This is a genomic window from Paenalcaligenes hominis (genome assembly GCF_041359055.1).
Taxonomy (GTDB): domain Bacteria; phylum Pseudomonadota; class Gammaproteobacteria; order Burkholderiales; family Burkholderiaceae_B; genus Paenalcaligenes; species Paenalcaligenes hominis_A.
In genome coordinates this window covers 464,827-479,491 of the sequence record NZ_JBGJKZ010000001.1, presented here as the reverse complement: position 1 = coordinate 479,491, position 14,665 = coordinate 464,827, and the positions used below count along the sequence as shown (strand labels likewise).

Sequence of the window (14,665 nt, the reverse complement as noted above, 5' to 3'; positions counted from 1 at the left end):
GTTTATCCTTTGACTGGAACCATAAGCTGATGAGTACGCTGCTCAAGCCTACCTAGCTTTTGTTCTAAATGCTGTAATTGGTCTTGCCAAATAGCCAAATAATCGCGGCTTACTAGTACCCCACTTTCTTCACCTAAGAACTCGGCCACGTTACCCTCTAGATGTTGAGCGCTACGTTGACCAGAAGTCATTAGGTGTCTGAGCGTAGCAACAATACGTACAGCTAAAAGGTCGCCAGTAAACCGAGCAATCTCGGCCTCTGGATCAAAACGTAACTGAGACACCACCTGTGCCACTGCATTCGCTAAACCTGCGTCGCCTTGGATATGCACCAGAGCCAACACCGCATCTGGGTTTGTGCTAGCAAATGCACCGGGAAGCTGACTCAGATGAGACGTAGGAAGAAGTAGCTCTACATCAGCAACTACGGCAGGGTCCGTTAAGCTAAGTTGGCCGTCATGGGTGAAACTTAACGATAACGGTAATGAACCAAGCGTACATTTCAGCGTGCGGCCTGCATACTGAGCCAAACGTTGCTGAGCCCAAGGCTCGCGGCTTAAGACAGCATTAAGCGCCCGCACTACTAAAGCAGTGGGGCGCATAGTGGCTGGTAAAGGCAGTGAAGCAAATAGGGTTGGCAAAGACACAGTCCACCTACATATTGGAATAAAGCCTTAGTTTAACCCGTAGAGCTATACATTAGTTATTTGTATTAATTTGCTGAATACCTGCTAACAACCAACCTGTGTTATCCGCTTTATAGAGATTCCAGACCTCTTCAAAACTAAAGGCCTCGGAATTGGGGTCTTCACGCAACATACCAGAATAACGTACGCTAGCTAAATGCCCATCTGTGACTTTTTCAATGCCAAGTAGCTCAGCATTTAACAACACAATCTGTGTATGCTGTGCTCCTTCGCGCGCTAAGATCTCGGGCGTAAGCTCCTTGAGCAAATCATCGGTAAGGTATTCGCTTAGGGCAGCTGGGTTGCCTTGATCCCAGAGCTCTTGAATATGACGGAACTGTTGTTTGGCATTATTCAAGAAGCTAGTGATGTCAAAGTCGGCCGGAATAAACCATGAGGGGTCGATGGCTTGAACAGGCTCGGTAGAAGCATCAAGGCCTGAAACAGGGGTGGCTTGGAAAGGCGTGCTTTGCGTTGCCGAGCCAGATGGCATTTGTGGGGTGGCGTCACGATACATAGATGATGCCTGCGCTGCGGACTGCGTAGCAGGTCGAGCTGCACCACCACGTAAACGACGCACTACAAATACGACAGCAAAAATGACTAGCGCAATGAGCACAGCACTGGATAAGGCTTCGAGTAAGGCCCCACCTAGACCTAAGCTAGACAATAAGGCAGCAATACCCAAACCAGCGGCAATACCTGCAATAGGACCTAGAAAACGTGAAAATCCGCTTTTAGGCTGAGCGGCGGCACCACTACGCGCCGCATTCGCATTGGCTGGCGTAGCACTGCGGTTAGTCGCAGCTGGCGGCTGAACGGCCTGACGTTGTTGCATCACATTGGATGACTGACGGCCAAAGCTTTTACCGCCCCCCATGCGACGCGCCTCGGCATCAAAAGATGCCGTCATCATCACTACGGTGGAAAAAGCCAAAACGGCTACAGCGGCAAAACGAGCTAGACGCTTAGAAATCATGAGAAACTCCTGTGGGTAAGATTTTTCACCCCAAACAGCGTAATAAAACTGACTATAAGCTGACAGATTAGCATAAGATCTGGGCCTTTAACCACCTTTATCTTTAGGTGTATACCTGTAGGTTATATGTCTACTTAATCAAGTCAGCCACTAAGAGCCCAGAGCCACCACCTAAACCAGGGCCTGGGTGCGTAGATGCCCCTATTTGATACACGTTGCTAACAGAAGTTTGATGCCCTTTAATTGACCCTTTTTTGGCAAAAGGTCTAAACCAAAAGAACTGGTCCAAAGAGCACGCACCGGAATAAATGTCCCCATCTACCAAATTCACATTTAACTGGTATAAGTCTTGTGGTGAAAGCACATGACGCCCCAGCGTCGCTTGCTCTAGATTGGGTATGTGTTGGGCCAGCTGCTGTACGAGACGATCTGCCACTTGCTCTTTGATCTCGTCAGTCCAACCGTGTGAGCCGACAGTAATACTGTGTGCAGAATCACCTTTTAACACTCTGGGCATGTCTTGAATTTGCAGCCAAAGAATCCACCCCCCTTCTGGAGCTCGGCTGGCATCCACTGCTACAGGCTGACCTACTGCAATGGTGGACTGACGGGGAATAAGTCCGCACTCAGCTTCCATCACCGACATGGAAACTTGATCTAAATCGGTCGCTAAATGCAATAAAGGCACGTTCAACATCTCTGGGTCTGCCCATTGTGGTTTTTCTTTTAACGCCAAGTGAATTTGCATCGCCCCACGCCCATAGTGGTAAGTACTGGCTGCTTTTTGCACCGCTGGAGAGGCGGTTTCTAACAGCGAACCATATAATTGGGTGGGCGTCACATTACATACCACCGCTTTGCTCGCGTAATACGTATCTTGACCACTTTGAACACCAATAGCACGACCGTTTTCAAGCAAAATGCGCTCTACATTTACGTTGGCATAAAGCTCGCCACCATGCTGACGAATTAAGCGCACAAAACCATCTACTAACTTTTGCCCGCCCCCTTTTACCACCGGCATACCGCCTGCCACTACCGCAGCAAACGTCAGCTTACCTATTAAGGCCGAGCCAGCATCTTGAGGCCCTAAGCCGGAATGCAAAACCCAAGGGGCTATTAGCGCACTAGTTTGTGGGTTGTGTACATGGTGTTGAGCCCATGTCCTAAACGGAGTCAGCGCACCTTTTGCAAAATCCAATACATCATCCAGCCCCCGTTTACGCCATTGCTGATACAGCAATTTAAAGGTAGCCCACTTGTAGGGAGAGCCCCCTAAAAGTCCAAACAGTAACTCAGCATTTTTTTCAAAAATCTCACTAACCATAGCACCAAAGACAGACCCGTCTTCGGGTGCAAAATGATCTATACGTTGAATCGCATCAGCCACATCTTTTTTTAGTGCTATGCTTTGCCCAGAAGGCGTCAAGACCCCAGTGGTGTAGCCATTATCTAGGAACTCAACGCCTACACTTGCCAAATCAGATTGCAGGCGTTGATAAGCCCCCCCTCCTAAAAATAAGGGGTACCAAGACGCCATCAATTCGTGGTGATAGCCAGGAAATAATTCAGTAGTGTGAATACAGCCACCAAAGTGCTCATTTCGCTCTAACACCAACGGTTTAATACCTCGCTTCACCAAAAGCAAAGCACACACCAATGAGTTCAAACCACTACCTACAATGAGTACGTCGTATTTGTTGTCTTTCATTTTTTATTCCTTTGTATTCACGGCTTGATTTAACCAATACCGCGGCCCTTTGCCTTGATCTGGGCCCAACACGGAAAAGCCCCCATCCACAGGAATGTCTACCCCTGTGATCCAACTGGCCTGAGGTGATACCAAAAAGCCAATCACAGCAGCCACTTCACTGGCATCCGCTACACGCCCTAAAGGATGAACCAGAGCCCCTACTTGATCTGCTTGAGAACGATTACCACTCACCATAGAAGAAAGAGCTGGCGACCATGTCCACGCTGGCGAAACAGCCACCACCCGTATCCCTTGGGGAGCCAACTCAGCGGCTAAGTTTTTAGTTATTTGTAATAATGCCGCTTTTGAAGCGGGATACAGTAAACGTCCCACCCCAGCAATTTTGCCACCAATACTGCCCAAATTAATAATCACACTGCCTGCTTGCATTAGGGGCACAATTTTTTGTGTTAAGAGCGCTGCAGAAATCAAATTTACATCTAAGGTCTGATGCCACTGCGCCCGAGTAGAAGCCAAACCTGCATCCTGATAAGAACAGGCATTGTTAACTAAATAATCTACCCGCCCAAACCTAGCTTCTATGTCGGCTAAGGCGTGATCCACTGCCTCGTCATCACAAATATTGACATGAAAAAAGTGATAAGCGCTCGCTGCTAAGTCAGCCCCTAAGGCTTGACCTGCTTCTAGATCAATATCAAGGACAACCACTTGATCGCCTTGGTGTAAAAAGTGCTGCACGACGGCAGCACCTATACCTTGAGTCCCCCCTGAAACCACAACGACTTTTTGAGTCATAGCTTCCCCTTAGCGCCAATCTGCCGCGCTCAAATGCGGCACGACATCAGCAATTAAACGCATGCTTTGTAATGAGTTCGCATGTGCTTGGGGTGGTGCCCCGCATGCATCTGCCGCTACAACGACTTTAAACCCCATATCCACCGCATGACGTACCGTACTTTCCACTACAGAGTGCGTTGCCACGCCTCCAATAACTAAACGCTGAGCCTGTAGTTTTTGTAGAATTACGTCAAGATCAGACCCATAGAAAGCATTAATACGCTTATGACTGACCACAAACTCCAACGGACTATGTTCTAAAGGCTCTAGTCCTGCATAGAACTGGGCACCCCAACTGCCGTCCTGCACTGCCCCCATCTGCTTCACCGCTTCTAGGATGGGAGCATTACAGGTTAGGTCAGCATAATCAGGGCGATAGGCCACACGCACATGGACAATGGGTACATTCATCTGTCTAGCCTGAGACAATAAAAGCTGTGCTGCATCAATCACTCGTTGGCGATCTGGGCTATTTGCTTCTATGCCTACGCGTATTTTTCCGTTTTCATGCAGCACTTCGTTTTGATAGTGCAATGCCAACAACACAGTACCCATGTGACTTCCTTAAAACTTACAGATGAACTTCTAGATTGCTATGTACATCTTCGCGATTCACCAAATTGACCTGTTTGAGATAAATTTGCCAACTGTCTTGGTGTGCTTTTAATTTGTAAATGTACGAGCCAGCTAATAAACGTTGCTCTCCTTTGCGCCACTCAACCACCTGAAAAGCGGCCTGTATAACCAAATACCCTTGTGAGTCCTCGCCAAGTATGGATACATTACTGATCAAGCGCGAGGACCGCGTAGGCGGTTGCTGCGACCAGTTTCTGTTATTTTCTAAACGCTTCATGCGCAACTCGCGCAGCATTTTGTTTTCCCAAAACAGAGAAATATGGTTGTACGGACTGGTCTGCTCAAACGAGTGAGGAGCCCAATACATGCCGTCCTCTGTCCATAAATTTAACCAAGGCTCCCATTGACGCTGATCTAAGTAGCGAGCCTCAGCATAAAGAAACTGTTTTACCTGCTCCAACTGCTCTAAGCTAAAAGCCACGGGGCGTAAACTGTCTATGCTGACATCAAAATCTATATCAAAAAGCATCGTTATTCCTTATGCAGCGTTCAACATGTATTTTTTCCAAGCGCGGTATAAATTACGTACAGGAAGCTCACTCGTCCCATTTATTGCTTTATACCCACCTTCGATGGTTTCATCCGTGCCATGGTAGCGGTGCATGCTGATCCAGTCTCCTCCATCGGTTAGGTTGCCTTGCTGACAACGACCATACAGCTCTACATCATCCGGCATCACATTAGAAGAAGGAGAGTTGATGAGATTGGCGTACATTAGACCGCGATGGAACAGTTCCTCTGGAGCGCCTTTTAAACGGAACAACTGAATTTCCACTTCAGTCTCATCTACTGCTACAGGACGAATAACGCGGAACTGTTGAAAAACAGTATGAGGAGAACCACTGCCGTACAAAACTGTGTTGTGGCGATTTTCACTTAATATTGCTAAAGCGCGCTCTGCGCCATACGCCTCTGTTAAAAGCTCATAGTGACGCTTAGAGACCGGGTCGGACTCAATAGAACCTGGGTCAAAAATGCCCTCCATATAGCCATGACCGTTATCAAACGCATACAGATCTAACTTTTCCCAAAACGTATAAGGTTCGCCATTTCCCGCCATAATGTGCAGCTCTAGTGGCATATGACCTTCTTCCGTCGCCTGTTCTTTAGCCGCAGCATGCGATGACTCATGCGTTACTACTGCATGCATGGTGTCATGCAAATTCTCATAAAACACTTTCCAATTCGAAGGCTGACGTACTTTAAAACTACCGCTAACAACTTCCACCTCTCCCACTGGAGAGCGATCACACATATTGTCAATGGAGCTTAAAACGCCACCCAAAAACTCAACCAAGCTCTCACCTTCTGGCGCTTGACTCGCAAACACAAAACCCCGATAAGAATCAACACGCGCTAAACGTCGCATGGAAAAATCGGGATGCTTGGGGTCAAAACAGGTCCCTTCGAAACCCGCTCGCATAGGAGCCGCTAAATGAGCGCCATCTAACTTAAAAGTCCAAGCGTGATACGGACAGCGGAAAAACTTTCCAGCATTACCACAGCCTTTAGCCACAACTTGGGCTCCTTTATGGGGACAACGGTTATAGAGCACATGCACTTGCTTATCACTACCACGCACCATAATCACTTCTTGAGTACCAAGAGTCGTCGTAATGTAATCCCCCACATTAGGCACTTGGCTTTCATGGCCCACATAAACCCAAATGCTGCCGTAAATGCGCTCCATTTCCATATTAAATATCGCGGGGTCGGTATAAAGACGTTTATGTACACTTTCGTCTCGAACCATTTTTGCTATGTCTTGTGTTGCAATCATTGTTGCCTCCTTACATGCTGCAATTTTTGTAGTAATTATCTTTGTAATCACTAAAAACCAAACCTAGAGTCTTATTTTTAATTTCCCCAGCATCGTCCTTATACACCTCTCGCATGTAATAGTTTTGGATGGGGTAATTATTGGTGTTAAATGCAAAGTCGCCTCTTACCGAGTCAAAATTTGCTTTTTTAAGCTCTGCTCTTAATTTGTCTTTATCGGTAATATCACCATTTAAGTTTTGAACTGCGGCTCCCAGTAAACGCGCAGCGTCATAACCCTGGGCCGCATACATAGAAGGAATACGACCATATTGTTTTTGGAAAGCTTCTACAAACTGCTTATTGGCTTCATTATCTAAATCAGCGGACCATTGCGCTGCATTACGCATCCCCACCATGGGTTCGCCTACGGCTTGGATGGTGTCCTGATCCGCCGAGAACCCAGGCGTATAGATAGCAATCTGTTGATTCAAACCCGAACTCACTAACTGCTTAATAAAGCTCACTCCCATACCGCCGGGCAAAAAGAAAAATACAGCATCGGCACCAGAGGCGCGGATTTGTGCAATTTCAGTCGCAAAGTCTAACTGTCCTAATTTCACATAGGTTTCATCAGCGAGCTCGCCTGTATACTCACGCTTGAAGCCATCAATGGTTTCACGACCACCCGGATAATTAGGCGCGATCACAAACACTTTTTTATAATTTGCTTCGCTCATGGACTTGCCCATCGCTGCAGGGATATCCTCGTTCTGCCATGACACAGTAAAAAAATTAGGATGGCATTTTTCTCCAGCAAAATCTGCTGGGCCTGTGTTGGTAGACAGATAAATGGTGTCATTATTTAAAATGCGTGGCATAACCGGCAACAGCACATTAGAAAACACCATTCCGGTCATGACATCCACTTTGTCACGCTTTAATAGGCGCTCCGCGGCTTGGCGTCCCTCATCGGGCTTTTGTTGGTCATCGGCAATCAATAAGGTGGTTTTTATACCGCCCAGTTGTTGATTACTTTGTAGAACTGCTAGCTCAAATCCGTCTTTTATTTCATTACCTAGTGCTGCACCAGGACCTGAAAACGTAGAAAGCAAACCAATTTTTAGCTCTTCTGCCACCGCTGCATTACAGGCTAAACCTCCTAAACCCAGCAAAACGGCTAACGCGGTTTTTTTCATTGCTGTCTCCTTAGTTAAGTAAAAACCCCAAGGGTTTTAAACTCAGATTGTTTTTTTTAGTCTGTTTTTTTATCTAAAATACTTTATATATAAAACAATCATAAGTAAGACATCCCGCCCTAACTAGCCATTTTGGGCACACCTTATCCACTTTAGGTAAATAGTTGGAGACACACTTTATGACGTCATGGCTTATGCATGGATTACAAAATTTGTATGCGTTGCCTCCGGTTTTTGAGTCATCAGATCCCCACATGACTAAAACAGAAACCACAGAATTTTTAAAAGAGCACACCTTGACTTGGCAAACAGGCACAGTTAACTCTGCCCTGCGCTGTACAAGTGTGGGGGCACTTTCTTTTTTAGTGCTACGTTATGGAGCAGCTGTACACGTGGCACCAGGGGCATTACATGATTTTTATTTGTTTCAAGTACCCATTCAGGGCCAATCACGTATTGGTGTCGGTCAGCACCGTATTCATGCCAATTACTCTACTGGAACCATTATCTCGCCCGAGTTAGCCTTACGATTAGATTGGGAGGAAGACTGCGAACAGTTTTTAATTAAAATTCCAGCAGAACGCTTAATTGAGGCCTGTGCGGTGCTATTAGATGTCACACCCCAAGAAAAAATCGAATTCCATCCCCGCTTTGATTTGACTCAGGCGCATGGTATGGCTTGGAAGCATCAAATAAATGCTTTATTAACTTATATTTCCACCTGTAGTCAGCCACCTGCGCAATGGTTAAAAAGCTACGAGTCTTCGTTGTTACAACATTTGTTGCTGACCCAGCCCAATAATTTTTCACATTATTTTAACTCGCCCACTGCTGTTAACGGCTCTAGACGGCTCCGTTTGGCAAGGCGCTATATTCATGCCAATCTCAATCAGGATCTAAGCCTAGCGCAAATTGCTGCAGCATGCGACTCCAGTGTGCGCAGCATGACGCTTGCATTTAGAGAACAACTAAACCTCAGCCCACAGTTATATATACGTCAGGCTCGACTTGAAGCCGTACGTCATGCGTTACTGCACGCGGCTCCCACTGCTACCGTGACAGAAATAGCTACTTTTTGGGGTTTTAATCACTTGGGTAGATTTAGTGCTTGGTATAAAGAGCGTTATGAGGAGTCCCCCTCTGACACTTTGCACAAATAACAGTGTCAAAAAAAGCCTGTTTTAACAGGCTTTTTAGGGTGTGCGCTTAAACCAATTTTAGACCCTCGTGCAAAGCACAAACACCGGCGGTTAAGTTGAAATACTGTACACGCTCAAAGCCGACCTCTTCCATCATGGAGGCTAAGGTGGCTTGGTCTGGATGCATCCGAATGGACTCAGCTAAATAACGGTAGCTGTCTTCGTCTTGAGCCACCACCTTGCCTATTTTGGGCAACACATTAAAGGAATACCAGTCATAGACAGGCGCTAGAGGTTTTGCCACCTGAGAGAACTCGAGAACCAAAAGCTTTCCTCCTGGTTTTAACACCCTAAGCATTTCAGCCAATGCTTGGTCTTTATGCGTCATGTTACGCAAACCAAATGCCACACTGACACGATCAAAATAGTTAGAGGGGAAAGGCAGAAACTCGGCGTCACAGACTGCCACCGGCGTCAGAATCCCCTTGTCTAAGAGGCGATCGCGACCGACCCCCAACATAGAGCTGTTAATATCAGTAAGCCAGACTTGACCAGTAGGGCCTGCTTTACGGGCAAAAGCCTTGGATAAATCGCCTGTACCCCCTGCAATATCAAGTACTTTCATACCAGGGCGTATGGCTGCACGCCCTATGGTGAACGATTTCCAAATACGATGCAGTCCAGCCGACATGAGGTCGTTCATAACGTCATAGCGTTGTGCGACCGAGTGAAAAATCTGGGCGACCTTAGCGGCTTTTTCTGTTTCAGCCACCGTTTGAAAACCAAAGTGCGTGGTTTCCGTAGATTGTGTTGGGGATGTTTTATTTTCCATGATGTCGTAATCGTACCGTAAATAACGGGGAAAACCCACGTAAAAAAGGAAATAACACACTATTTACTGGGTTGTTTTCACAAACTTGAAACATTAGCGCCATATTATGAAGCTATCTACTTAACTACGAGACGTATTTCACATTATGAGCACGACTATTCTTGTTATCGAAGATGAGCCAGCTATCCAAGAGCTGATAGCCGTGAACCTGTCATTTGCTGGGCATAAGGTATTGCGTGCCTATGATGCCGAACAAGCCCAAACCCTGATTCGGGCTGAGCTACCCGATCTTATTTTACTAGATTGGATGCTACCGGGGGCCTCGGGTATTACTTTGGCCAAAAAACTTCGCTCCGATGAGCGTACTCGTCAAGTCCCTGTGATTATGTTAACCGCAAAAGGCGCTGAAGCCGACAAAATTGAAGGACTAGAAGCCGGAGCAGACGATTACATCACCAAACCTTTCTCTCCCAAAGAGCTTCTAGCTCGTATCAAAGCCGTATTGCGTCGTCGTGCACCACAGCTAACAGATGATCTTATTGAAATAGGAAGTTTACGCTTAGACCCTACAACCCATCGGGTGACGGGTGCAGAAAAAACTCTTACTATAGGCCCAACTGAGTTTAGACTGTTGCATTTTTTTATGACCCACACAGAACGCGTTTTCTCCAGAGCCCAATTGCTTGATAAGGTGTGGGGGGACCATGTGTTTGTGGAAGAGCGCACAGTCGATGTACATATACGTCGTTTACGCAAAGCTCTAGAGCCTACGCAGCATGACGCACATATTGAAACCGTCCGCGGCGCAGGCTACCGATTTGCCGCCTCTCTTCCTGACAACCCAACCAAATAACACCTCAATCATGAGCAAAAACCTAAACACTCTCTTTTTTTGGGCCGTTTTTTCTGCCGCAATTGGATGGTGGTTAGGCCCCGCTACCGGCTGGGGACTATTTGCCTTAGGTTTATTGCTACTAATCCTAGTCGGAACGTTTCAATTACAAAAAATTCAACGTTGGGTAACTAATCTGGATGCACCTCCGCCTCCATCAGTAGGGCCATGGGATGAGGTGCTAGCCCCAATTTATCGAAAGCTAAAACAAAACCGGCTTTATATTCATGACCAAGATCGCCATATAGAAAGCATGATGATGGCAGCAGAGGCCCTGCCTGACGGAGCGGTAACGTTAAACAAAGAGCTGCATGTGCAGTGGTGCAATAAATCCGCCAGTCAGCATCTGGGTTTAAACCTAGCTACGGACCGACAACAAAGCATTTTTAATATTGTGCGATCTCCCGAGTTTGCACAGTATGCCCAAAGCCAAAACTGGGACCAAACCCTCACCCTACATATCCACCAAGGCAGCGAGGAAAAAACCCTAGCCTTGCATTTAACGCCATACGGTTTAGGGCAGTTTTTACTGGTTTCACGCGATATCACACAAATGGAAAAGCTAGAAACCACGCGTAAAGACTTTGTAGCCAATGTTTCGCACGAGTTACGCACACCATTAACGGTTTTATTAGGCTTTTTAGAAACCCTACAAGACATGCCAGCAGACTCGTTAGGGGTAGAGCAGCGAGCACGCTATGAACAAATGATGATTGAGCAGGCCCAGCATATGCAGGCCATTGTGGCGGATCTGTTAACCCTCTCCACGCTTGAGTCCTCTCCTACTTCTGATCAAACACCTATTGCTGTCACCCACCTAATTGAACAAGCGCTTACCCGTGCCCATGCTCTCTCAGACGGTCAACATGTATTTGTTACCGCTTTGGACGAAACGCTTTGGATTGAAGGTTCAGAAACTGAGCTGAGCTCTGCAATTAGCAACTTGCTAACCAATGCCGTGCGTTACACCCCCAAAGACGGCACCATCACCACCAGCTGGTTTGTCAACAATGATGGCACTGCCACTTTTTCTGTCCAAGACACAGGTATTGGCATAGCACCACAAGACATTCCACGGCTTACTGAGCGTTTTTATCGTGCCGACAAAGGCCGCTCGCGCGCGACCGGAGGCACGGGATTAGGTCTTGCCATTACCCGTCACGTCGTCTCTAGGCATCAGGCCGAACTGGAAATTAAAAGCCGCTATGCCGCAGGTAGTACATTCAGTATTCATTTTCCTGTGGATCGAGTTCGCATTCATAACAGTTAAGGCTATTATGGTCAGATAATACGTATAACACTTTACTTTGGAGTACAAAATTTATGTCTGATCAAGCCTCCATTCGTCCTTTTCACTTGGCGTTTCCTGTACGCGACCTTGACGAAGCTCGTGCTTTTTATGGTCAAAAAATGGGTTGCCCCGAAGGCCGATCCTCTGACCAATGGATTGACTTTAATTTATTTGGACATCAAATCGTTGCACACCTTGCTCCCGAGGAGTGCACGCCTGTTGCCACCAGCGATGTAGACGAGCACAACGTGCCGGTGCGTCACTTTGGTGTGGTGCTTGATATGACCACTTGGGAAGCGCTGGCCCAACGTCTTGAAGAGGACGGTACCGAATTCGTCATCAAGCCTTACATTCGCTTCAAAGGTCAGCCTGGTGAACAAGCCACCATGTTCTTTTTAGATCCCTCTGGCAATGCGCTAGAGTTTAAAGCCTTTCATTCTTTAGACTCTCTTTTTGCCAAATAAAAAAAAGCCACCCTCAAGGTGGCTTTTTATTTAGCTAATGAAGCAATTATAAAAACAGCTTATAGACGGGGTTATCGGACTCATTCCAATACGGATAACCCAGCTCATTCAAGAACTCTTTAAAAGCTTTCTTATCGGCAGGCGGCACCTGAATACCGACTAAAATGCGACCATAATCATCGCCCTGATTTCGATAATGGAAAAGACTAATATTCCACTCGGGGTTCATGCTGCTTAGGAAGCGGCGCAATGCACCAGGGCGTTCTGGAAACTCGAAACGATACAACACTTCATGCTGAGCTAAATCTGATTTCCCTCCCACCATATAACGTAAATGCGTTTTAGCCATTTCGTTATGCGTTAAGTTTAGGGTGGGAAAACCTTTAGCCACAAAATGCTGCTCGAGTTTGTCTACCTCTTCGGCTGACTGCGTTTGCAAACCTACAAACACATGGGCAGTGTCAGGATCAGAAATACGGTAATTAAACTCTGTTACAGAGCGATCCCCTAGTGCTTCACAGAGCCGTAAAAAACTGCCATGTTTTTCTGCTAGTGTGATGGCAAAAAGCGCTTCACGATCTAAGCCCACATCAGCGCGTTCGGCCACAAAACGCAGCCGATCGAAGTTCATATTCGCACCGGATGTGATAGCAATAACCGTCTCATCGCTGAGCTTGTGCTCTCGAATGTATTTTTTTGCACCTGCCATCGCCAATGCGCCCGCTGGCTCAAGCACACTACGTGTGTCTTGGAATACATCTTTTATGGCGGCACAAATAGCGTCCGTATCTACTAATACAAAATCATCAGCGTATTTTTGAGTGAGTTTAAAGGTCTCCGAGCCCACCTGTTTGACTGCAGTGCCATCAGAAAACAAACCAACATCATTTAGCACTAAACGACGCTTTGCTTTTACACTACGTTTCATAGCTGCAGAGTCTTCGGTTTGCACCCCTATGATTTTTATTTCGGGACGTAGCTGTTTTATATAAGCCGCAACCCCTGCAATAAGCCCGCCCCCACCGATAGGCACAAAAATGGCATGAATAGGGCCTGGATGTTGGTGCAGAATTTCCATCCCTACGGTGCCCTGCCCGGCAATGACATCGGGGTCATCAAAAGGGTGTACAAAAGTTAAGCCCTGCTGCTCCATTAAAGTCAGAGCATGGTCATAAGCGTCTGAATAACTTTCACCGGCCAGAACCACCTCGCCACCCAAATTACGTACTGCTTCTACTTTAAGCTGCGGCGTAGTAGTGGGCATCACAATTACAGCGCGACTGCCTAAACGACGTGCGGAAAAAGCCACCCCCTGTGCATGGTTGCCTGCTGAAGCGGCTATAACACCACGCTTTAATTCCTCTTGAGTTAGCTGCGCCATTTTGTTGTAAGCGCCGCGTAACTTAAAACTAAATACCGCCAATTGATCTTCACGTTTGAGTAGAATACGGTTGTTTAGTTTGGCTGAAGCTAATGCTGCAAGCTCAAGAGGGGTCTCTGAGATCACATCATACACTTTAGAAGTTAGGGTTCGTTTTAGATAGTCGTTGGACATAATGGGCTGGTTACTTCACAAAATCTGACGCAGTAAAATCAAAAAGAATACCATACCCCCAACACAAATAGGCGTCATACTACGCAATTAATCGCTAGCAAATCAGGACATTTATGGAAGCTTGGACACATGACACCGTTATGTGGCTACTCGAGATATGGGCTTTGCCTAAGGTCGGTCTGAGTGCCATTTTTATTATTAGCTTAGTTTCAGCTACCTTATTACCGCTTGGGTCTGAGCCAGCCGTTTTAGCCTATGTTGCAGTAGAGCCTACTCATTTTTGGTATGCCGTTACCGTGGCAACCATTGGTAACACCCTAGGAGGCGCTATTAGCTACTGGATGGGTTTAGGTGCGGCCAAAACCTATGCTACCTGGCGTAAAAATCACCCTAATGAGTCCTCTGACCAAAGCCACTACAGCCAAAAAGCAGCAGGACGTTGGCATAAAACAGTTACCCACTGGCTACAACGCCTAGGGCCTAAAGCATTGCTGTTCTCTTGGCTGCCTCTAGTTGGCGATCCACTTTGTGCATTAGCTGGTTGGATGCGACTTTCTTTTTGGCCTTGTGTGTTTTATATGACGATTGGGAAGTTTTTACGCTATACGCTTATGACCTCTGCCATTTTGTGGCTCTTGCCTTATCTAGGTTGGAATTAGCGCTTTTTTCCTTAATTCCACATA

The 14,665-nt window shown here is 46.7% G+C and carries 15 protein-coding genes; 5 read left to right on the top strand and 10 right to left on the bottom strand.

All coding sequences use genetic code 11. The annotated features are described in order from the left end of the window. Positions 1-2 precede the first annotated feature (2 nt). The 8 genes from ACBP46_RS02180 to ACBP46_RS02145 all read right to left on the bottom strand — a co-directional run bounded on the left by ACBP46_RS02180 (position 3) and on the right by ACBP46_RS02145 (position 7,809). Positions 3-647, bottom strand: a complete 645-nt coding sequence (locus ACBP46_RS02180) for a ubiquinone biosynthesis accessory factor UbiJ (RefSeq protein WP_371015097.1) — start codon at positions 645-647, stop codon at positions 3-5. Between the two features lie 52 nt (positions 648-699). Next, on the bottom strand, positions 700-1,665 hold the full coding sequence (locus tag ACBP46_RS02175) for a Tim44 domain-containing protein (protein ID WP_371015096.1): 966 nt from the start codon (positions 1,663-1,665) through the stop codon (positions 700-702). Between the two features lie 130 nt (positions 1,666-1,795). Continuing rightward, positions 1,796-3,376, bottom strand: coding sequence for a phytoene desaturase family protein (locus ACBP46_RS02170; protein ID WP_371015095.1), 1,581 nt, complete (start codon positions 3,374-3,376; stop codon positions 1,796-1,798). Between the two features lie 3 nt (positions 3,377-3,379). Next, positions 3,380-4,174: an SDR family oxidoreductase gene (locus tag ACBP46_RS02165; protein WP_371015094.1), complete on the bottom strand. Its 795-nt coding sequence runs from the start codon at positions 4,172-4,174 to the stop codon at positions 3,380-3,382. Between the two features lie 9 nt (positions 4,175-4,183). Beyond that, positions 4,184-4,771 carry a cysteine hydrolase family protein gene (locus ACBP46_RS02160; protein WP_371015093.1) on the bottom strand — a complete coding sequence of 196 codons (588 nt, stop codon included), beginning with the start codon at positions 4,769-4,771 and terminating at the stop codon, positions 4,184-4,186. Between the two features lie 16 nt (positions 4,772-4,787). Continuing rightward, a complete protein-coding gene (locus ACBP46_RS02155) occupies positions 4,788-5,321 on the bottom strand; it encodes an aromatic-ring-hydroxylating dioxygenase subunit beta (protein ID WP_371015092.1) in 534 nt (177 codons plus the stop codon). A gap of 9 nt (positions 5,322-5,330) precedes the next feature. Beyond that, positions 5,331-6,632, bottom strand: coding sequence for an aromatic ring-hydroxylating dioxygenase subunit alpha (locus ACBP46_RS02150; protein WP_371015091.1), 1,302 nt, complete (start codon positions 6,630-6,632; stop codon positions 5,331-5,333). A 10-nt stretch (positions 6,633-6,642) separates the two neighbouring features. Continuing rightward, complete coding sequence (locus ACBP46_RS02145) at positions 6,643-7,809, bottom strand: ABC transporter substrate-binding protein (RefSeq protein WP_371015090.1); 1,167 nt, start codon at positions 7,807-7,809, stop codon at positions 6,643-6,645. A gap of 179 nt (positions 7,810-7,988) precedes the next feature. Between ACBP46_RS02145 and ACBP46_RS02140 the strand changes: the two genes are divergently transcribed. After that, positions 7,989-8,969: an AraC family transcriptional regulator gene (locus tag ACBP46_RS02140; protein ID WP_371015089.1), complete on the top strand. Its 981-nt coding sequence runs from the start codon at positions 7,989-7,991 to the stop codon at positions 8,967-8,969. A 46-nt stretch (positions 8,970-9,015) separates the two neighbouring features. Here the strand turns inward: ACBP46_RS02140 and ubiE are convergent, their stop codons facing one another. Continuing rightward, positions 9,016-9,780: a bifunctional demethylmenaquinone methyltransferase/2-methoxy-6-polyprenyl-1,4-benzoquinol methylase UbiE gene (ubiE, locus tag ACBP46_RS02135; protein ID WP_371015088.1), complete on the bottom strand. Its 765-nt coding sequence runs from the start codon at positions 9,778-9,780 to the stop codon at positions 9,016-9,018. Between the two features lie 145 nt (positions 9,781-9,925). On the opposite strand from ubiE, the gene phoB reads away from it, so the two are divergent. From phoB to ACBP46_RS02120, 3 genes are read left to right on the top strand one after another with little or no spacing between them, the layout of a single operon-like run. After that, positions 9,926-10,633 (top strand): phosphate regulon transcriptional regulator PhoB, encoded by a 708-nt coding sequence (phoB, locus tag ACBP46_RS02130; RefSeq protein ID WP_371015087.1) that lies wholly within the window; start codon positions 9,926-9,928, stop codon positions 10,631-10,633. A 10-nt stretch (positions 10,634-10,643) separates the two neighbouring features. Further along, a complete protein-coding gene (gene phoR / locus ACBP46_RS02125) occupies positions 10,644-11,942 on the top strand; it encodes a phosphate regulon sensor histidine kinase PhoR (protein WP_371015086.1) in 1,299 nt (432 codons plus the stop codon). Between the two features lie 53 nt (positions 11,943-11,995). Further along, positions 11,996-12,427, top strand: coding sequence for a VOC family protein (locus tag ACBP46_RS02120; protein ID WP_371015085.1), 432 nt, complete (start codon positions 11,996-11,998; stop codon positions 12,425-12,427). Between the two features lie 46 nt (positions 12,428-12,473). Here ACBP46_RS02120 and ilvA read toward each other — a convergent pair whose 3' ends face one another. Then, positions 12,474-13,982 (bottom strand): threonine ammonia-lyase, biosynthetic, encoded by a 1,509-nt coding sequence (gene ilvA, locus ACBP46_RS02115; protein WP_371015084.1) that lies wholly within the window; start codon positions 13,980-13,982, stop codon positions 12,474-12,476. A 113-nt stretch (positions 13,983-14,095) separates the two neighbouring features. Between ilvA and ACBP46_RS02110 the strand changes: the two genes are divergently transcribed. Next, positions 14,096-14,641, top strand: a complete 546-nt coding sequence (locus tag ACBP46_RS02110; protein WP_371015083.1) for a YqaA family protein — start codon at positions 14,096-14,098, stop codon at positions 14,639-14,641. The last annotated feature ends 24 nt before the right edge of the window (positions 14,642-14,665 follow it).

Excerpts from the sequence above, each read along its gene's own strand:
- ACBP46_RS02175 (WP_371015096.1), bottom strand. The coding sequence starts at position 1,665 with ATGATTTCTAAGCGTCTAGCTCGTTTTGCCGCTGTAGCCGTTTTGGCT.
- ACBP46_RS02170 (WP_371015095.1), bottom strand. The coding sequence starts at position 3,376 with ATGAAAGACAACAAATACGACGTACTCATTGTAGGTAGTGGTTTGAAC.
- ACBP46_RS02165 (WP_371015094.1), bottom strand. The coding sequence starts at position 4,174 with ATGACTCAAAAAGTCGTTGTGGTTTCAGGGGGGACTCAAGGTATAGGT.
- ACBP46_RS02160 (WP_371015093.1), bottom strand. The coding sequence starts at position 4,771 with ATGGGTACTGTGTTGTTGGCATTGCACTATCAAAACGAAGTGCTGCAT.
- ACBP46_RS02155 (WP_371015092.1), bottom strand. The coding sequence starts at position 5,321 with ATGCTTTTTGATATAGATTTTGATGTCAGCATAGACAGTTTACGCCCC.
- ACBP46_RS02150 (WP_371015091.1), bottom strand. The coding sequence starts at position 6,632 with ATGATTGCAACACAAGACATAGCAAAAATGGTTCGAGACGAAAGTGTA.
- ACBP46_RS02145 (WP_371015090.1), bottom strand. The coding sequence starts at position 7,809 with ATGAAAAAAACCGCGTTAGCCGTTTTGCTGGGTTTAGGAGGTTTAGCC.
- ACBP46_RS02140 (WP_371015089.1), top strand. The coding sequence starts at position 7,989 with ATGACGTCATGGCTTATGCATGGATTACAAAATTTGTATGCGTTGCCT.
- ubiE (WP_371015088.1), bottom strand. The coding sequence starts at position 9,780 with ATGGAAAATAAAACATCCCCAACACAATCTACGGAAACCACGCACTTT.
- phoB (WP_371015087.1), top strand. The coding sequence starts at position 9,926 with ATGAGCACGACTATTCTTGTTATCGAAGATGAGCCAGCTATCCAAGAG.
- phoR (WP_371015086.1), top strand. The coding sequence starts at position 10,644 with ATGAGCAAAAACCTAAACACTCTCTTTTTTTGGGCCGTTTTTTCTGCC.
- ACBP46_RS02120 (WP_371015085.1), top strand. The coding sequence starts at position 11,996 with ATGTCTGATCAAGCCTCCATTCGTCCTTTTCACTTGGCGTTTCCTGTA.
- ilvA (WP_371015084.1), bottom strand. The coding sequence starts at position 13,982 with ATGTCCAACGACTATCTAAAACGAACCCTAACTTCTAAAGTGTATGAT.
- ACBP46_RS02110 (WP_371015083.1), top strand. The coding sequence starts at position 14,096 with ATGGAAGCTTGGACACATGACACCGTTATGTGGCTACTCGAGATATGG.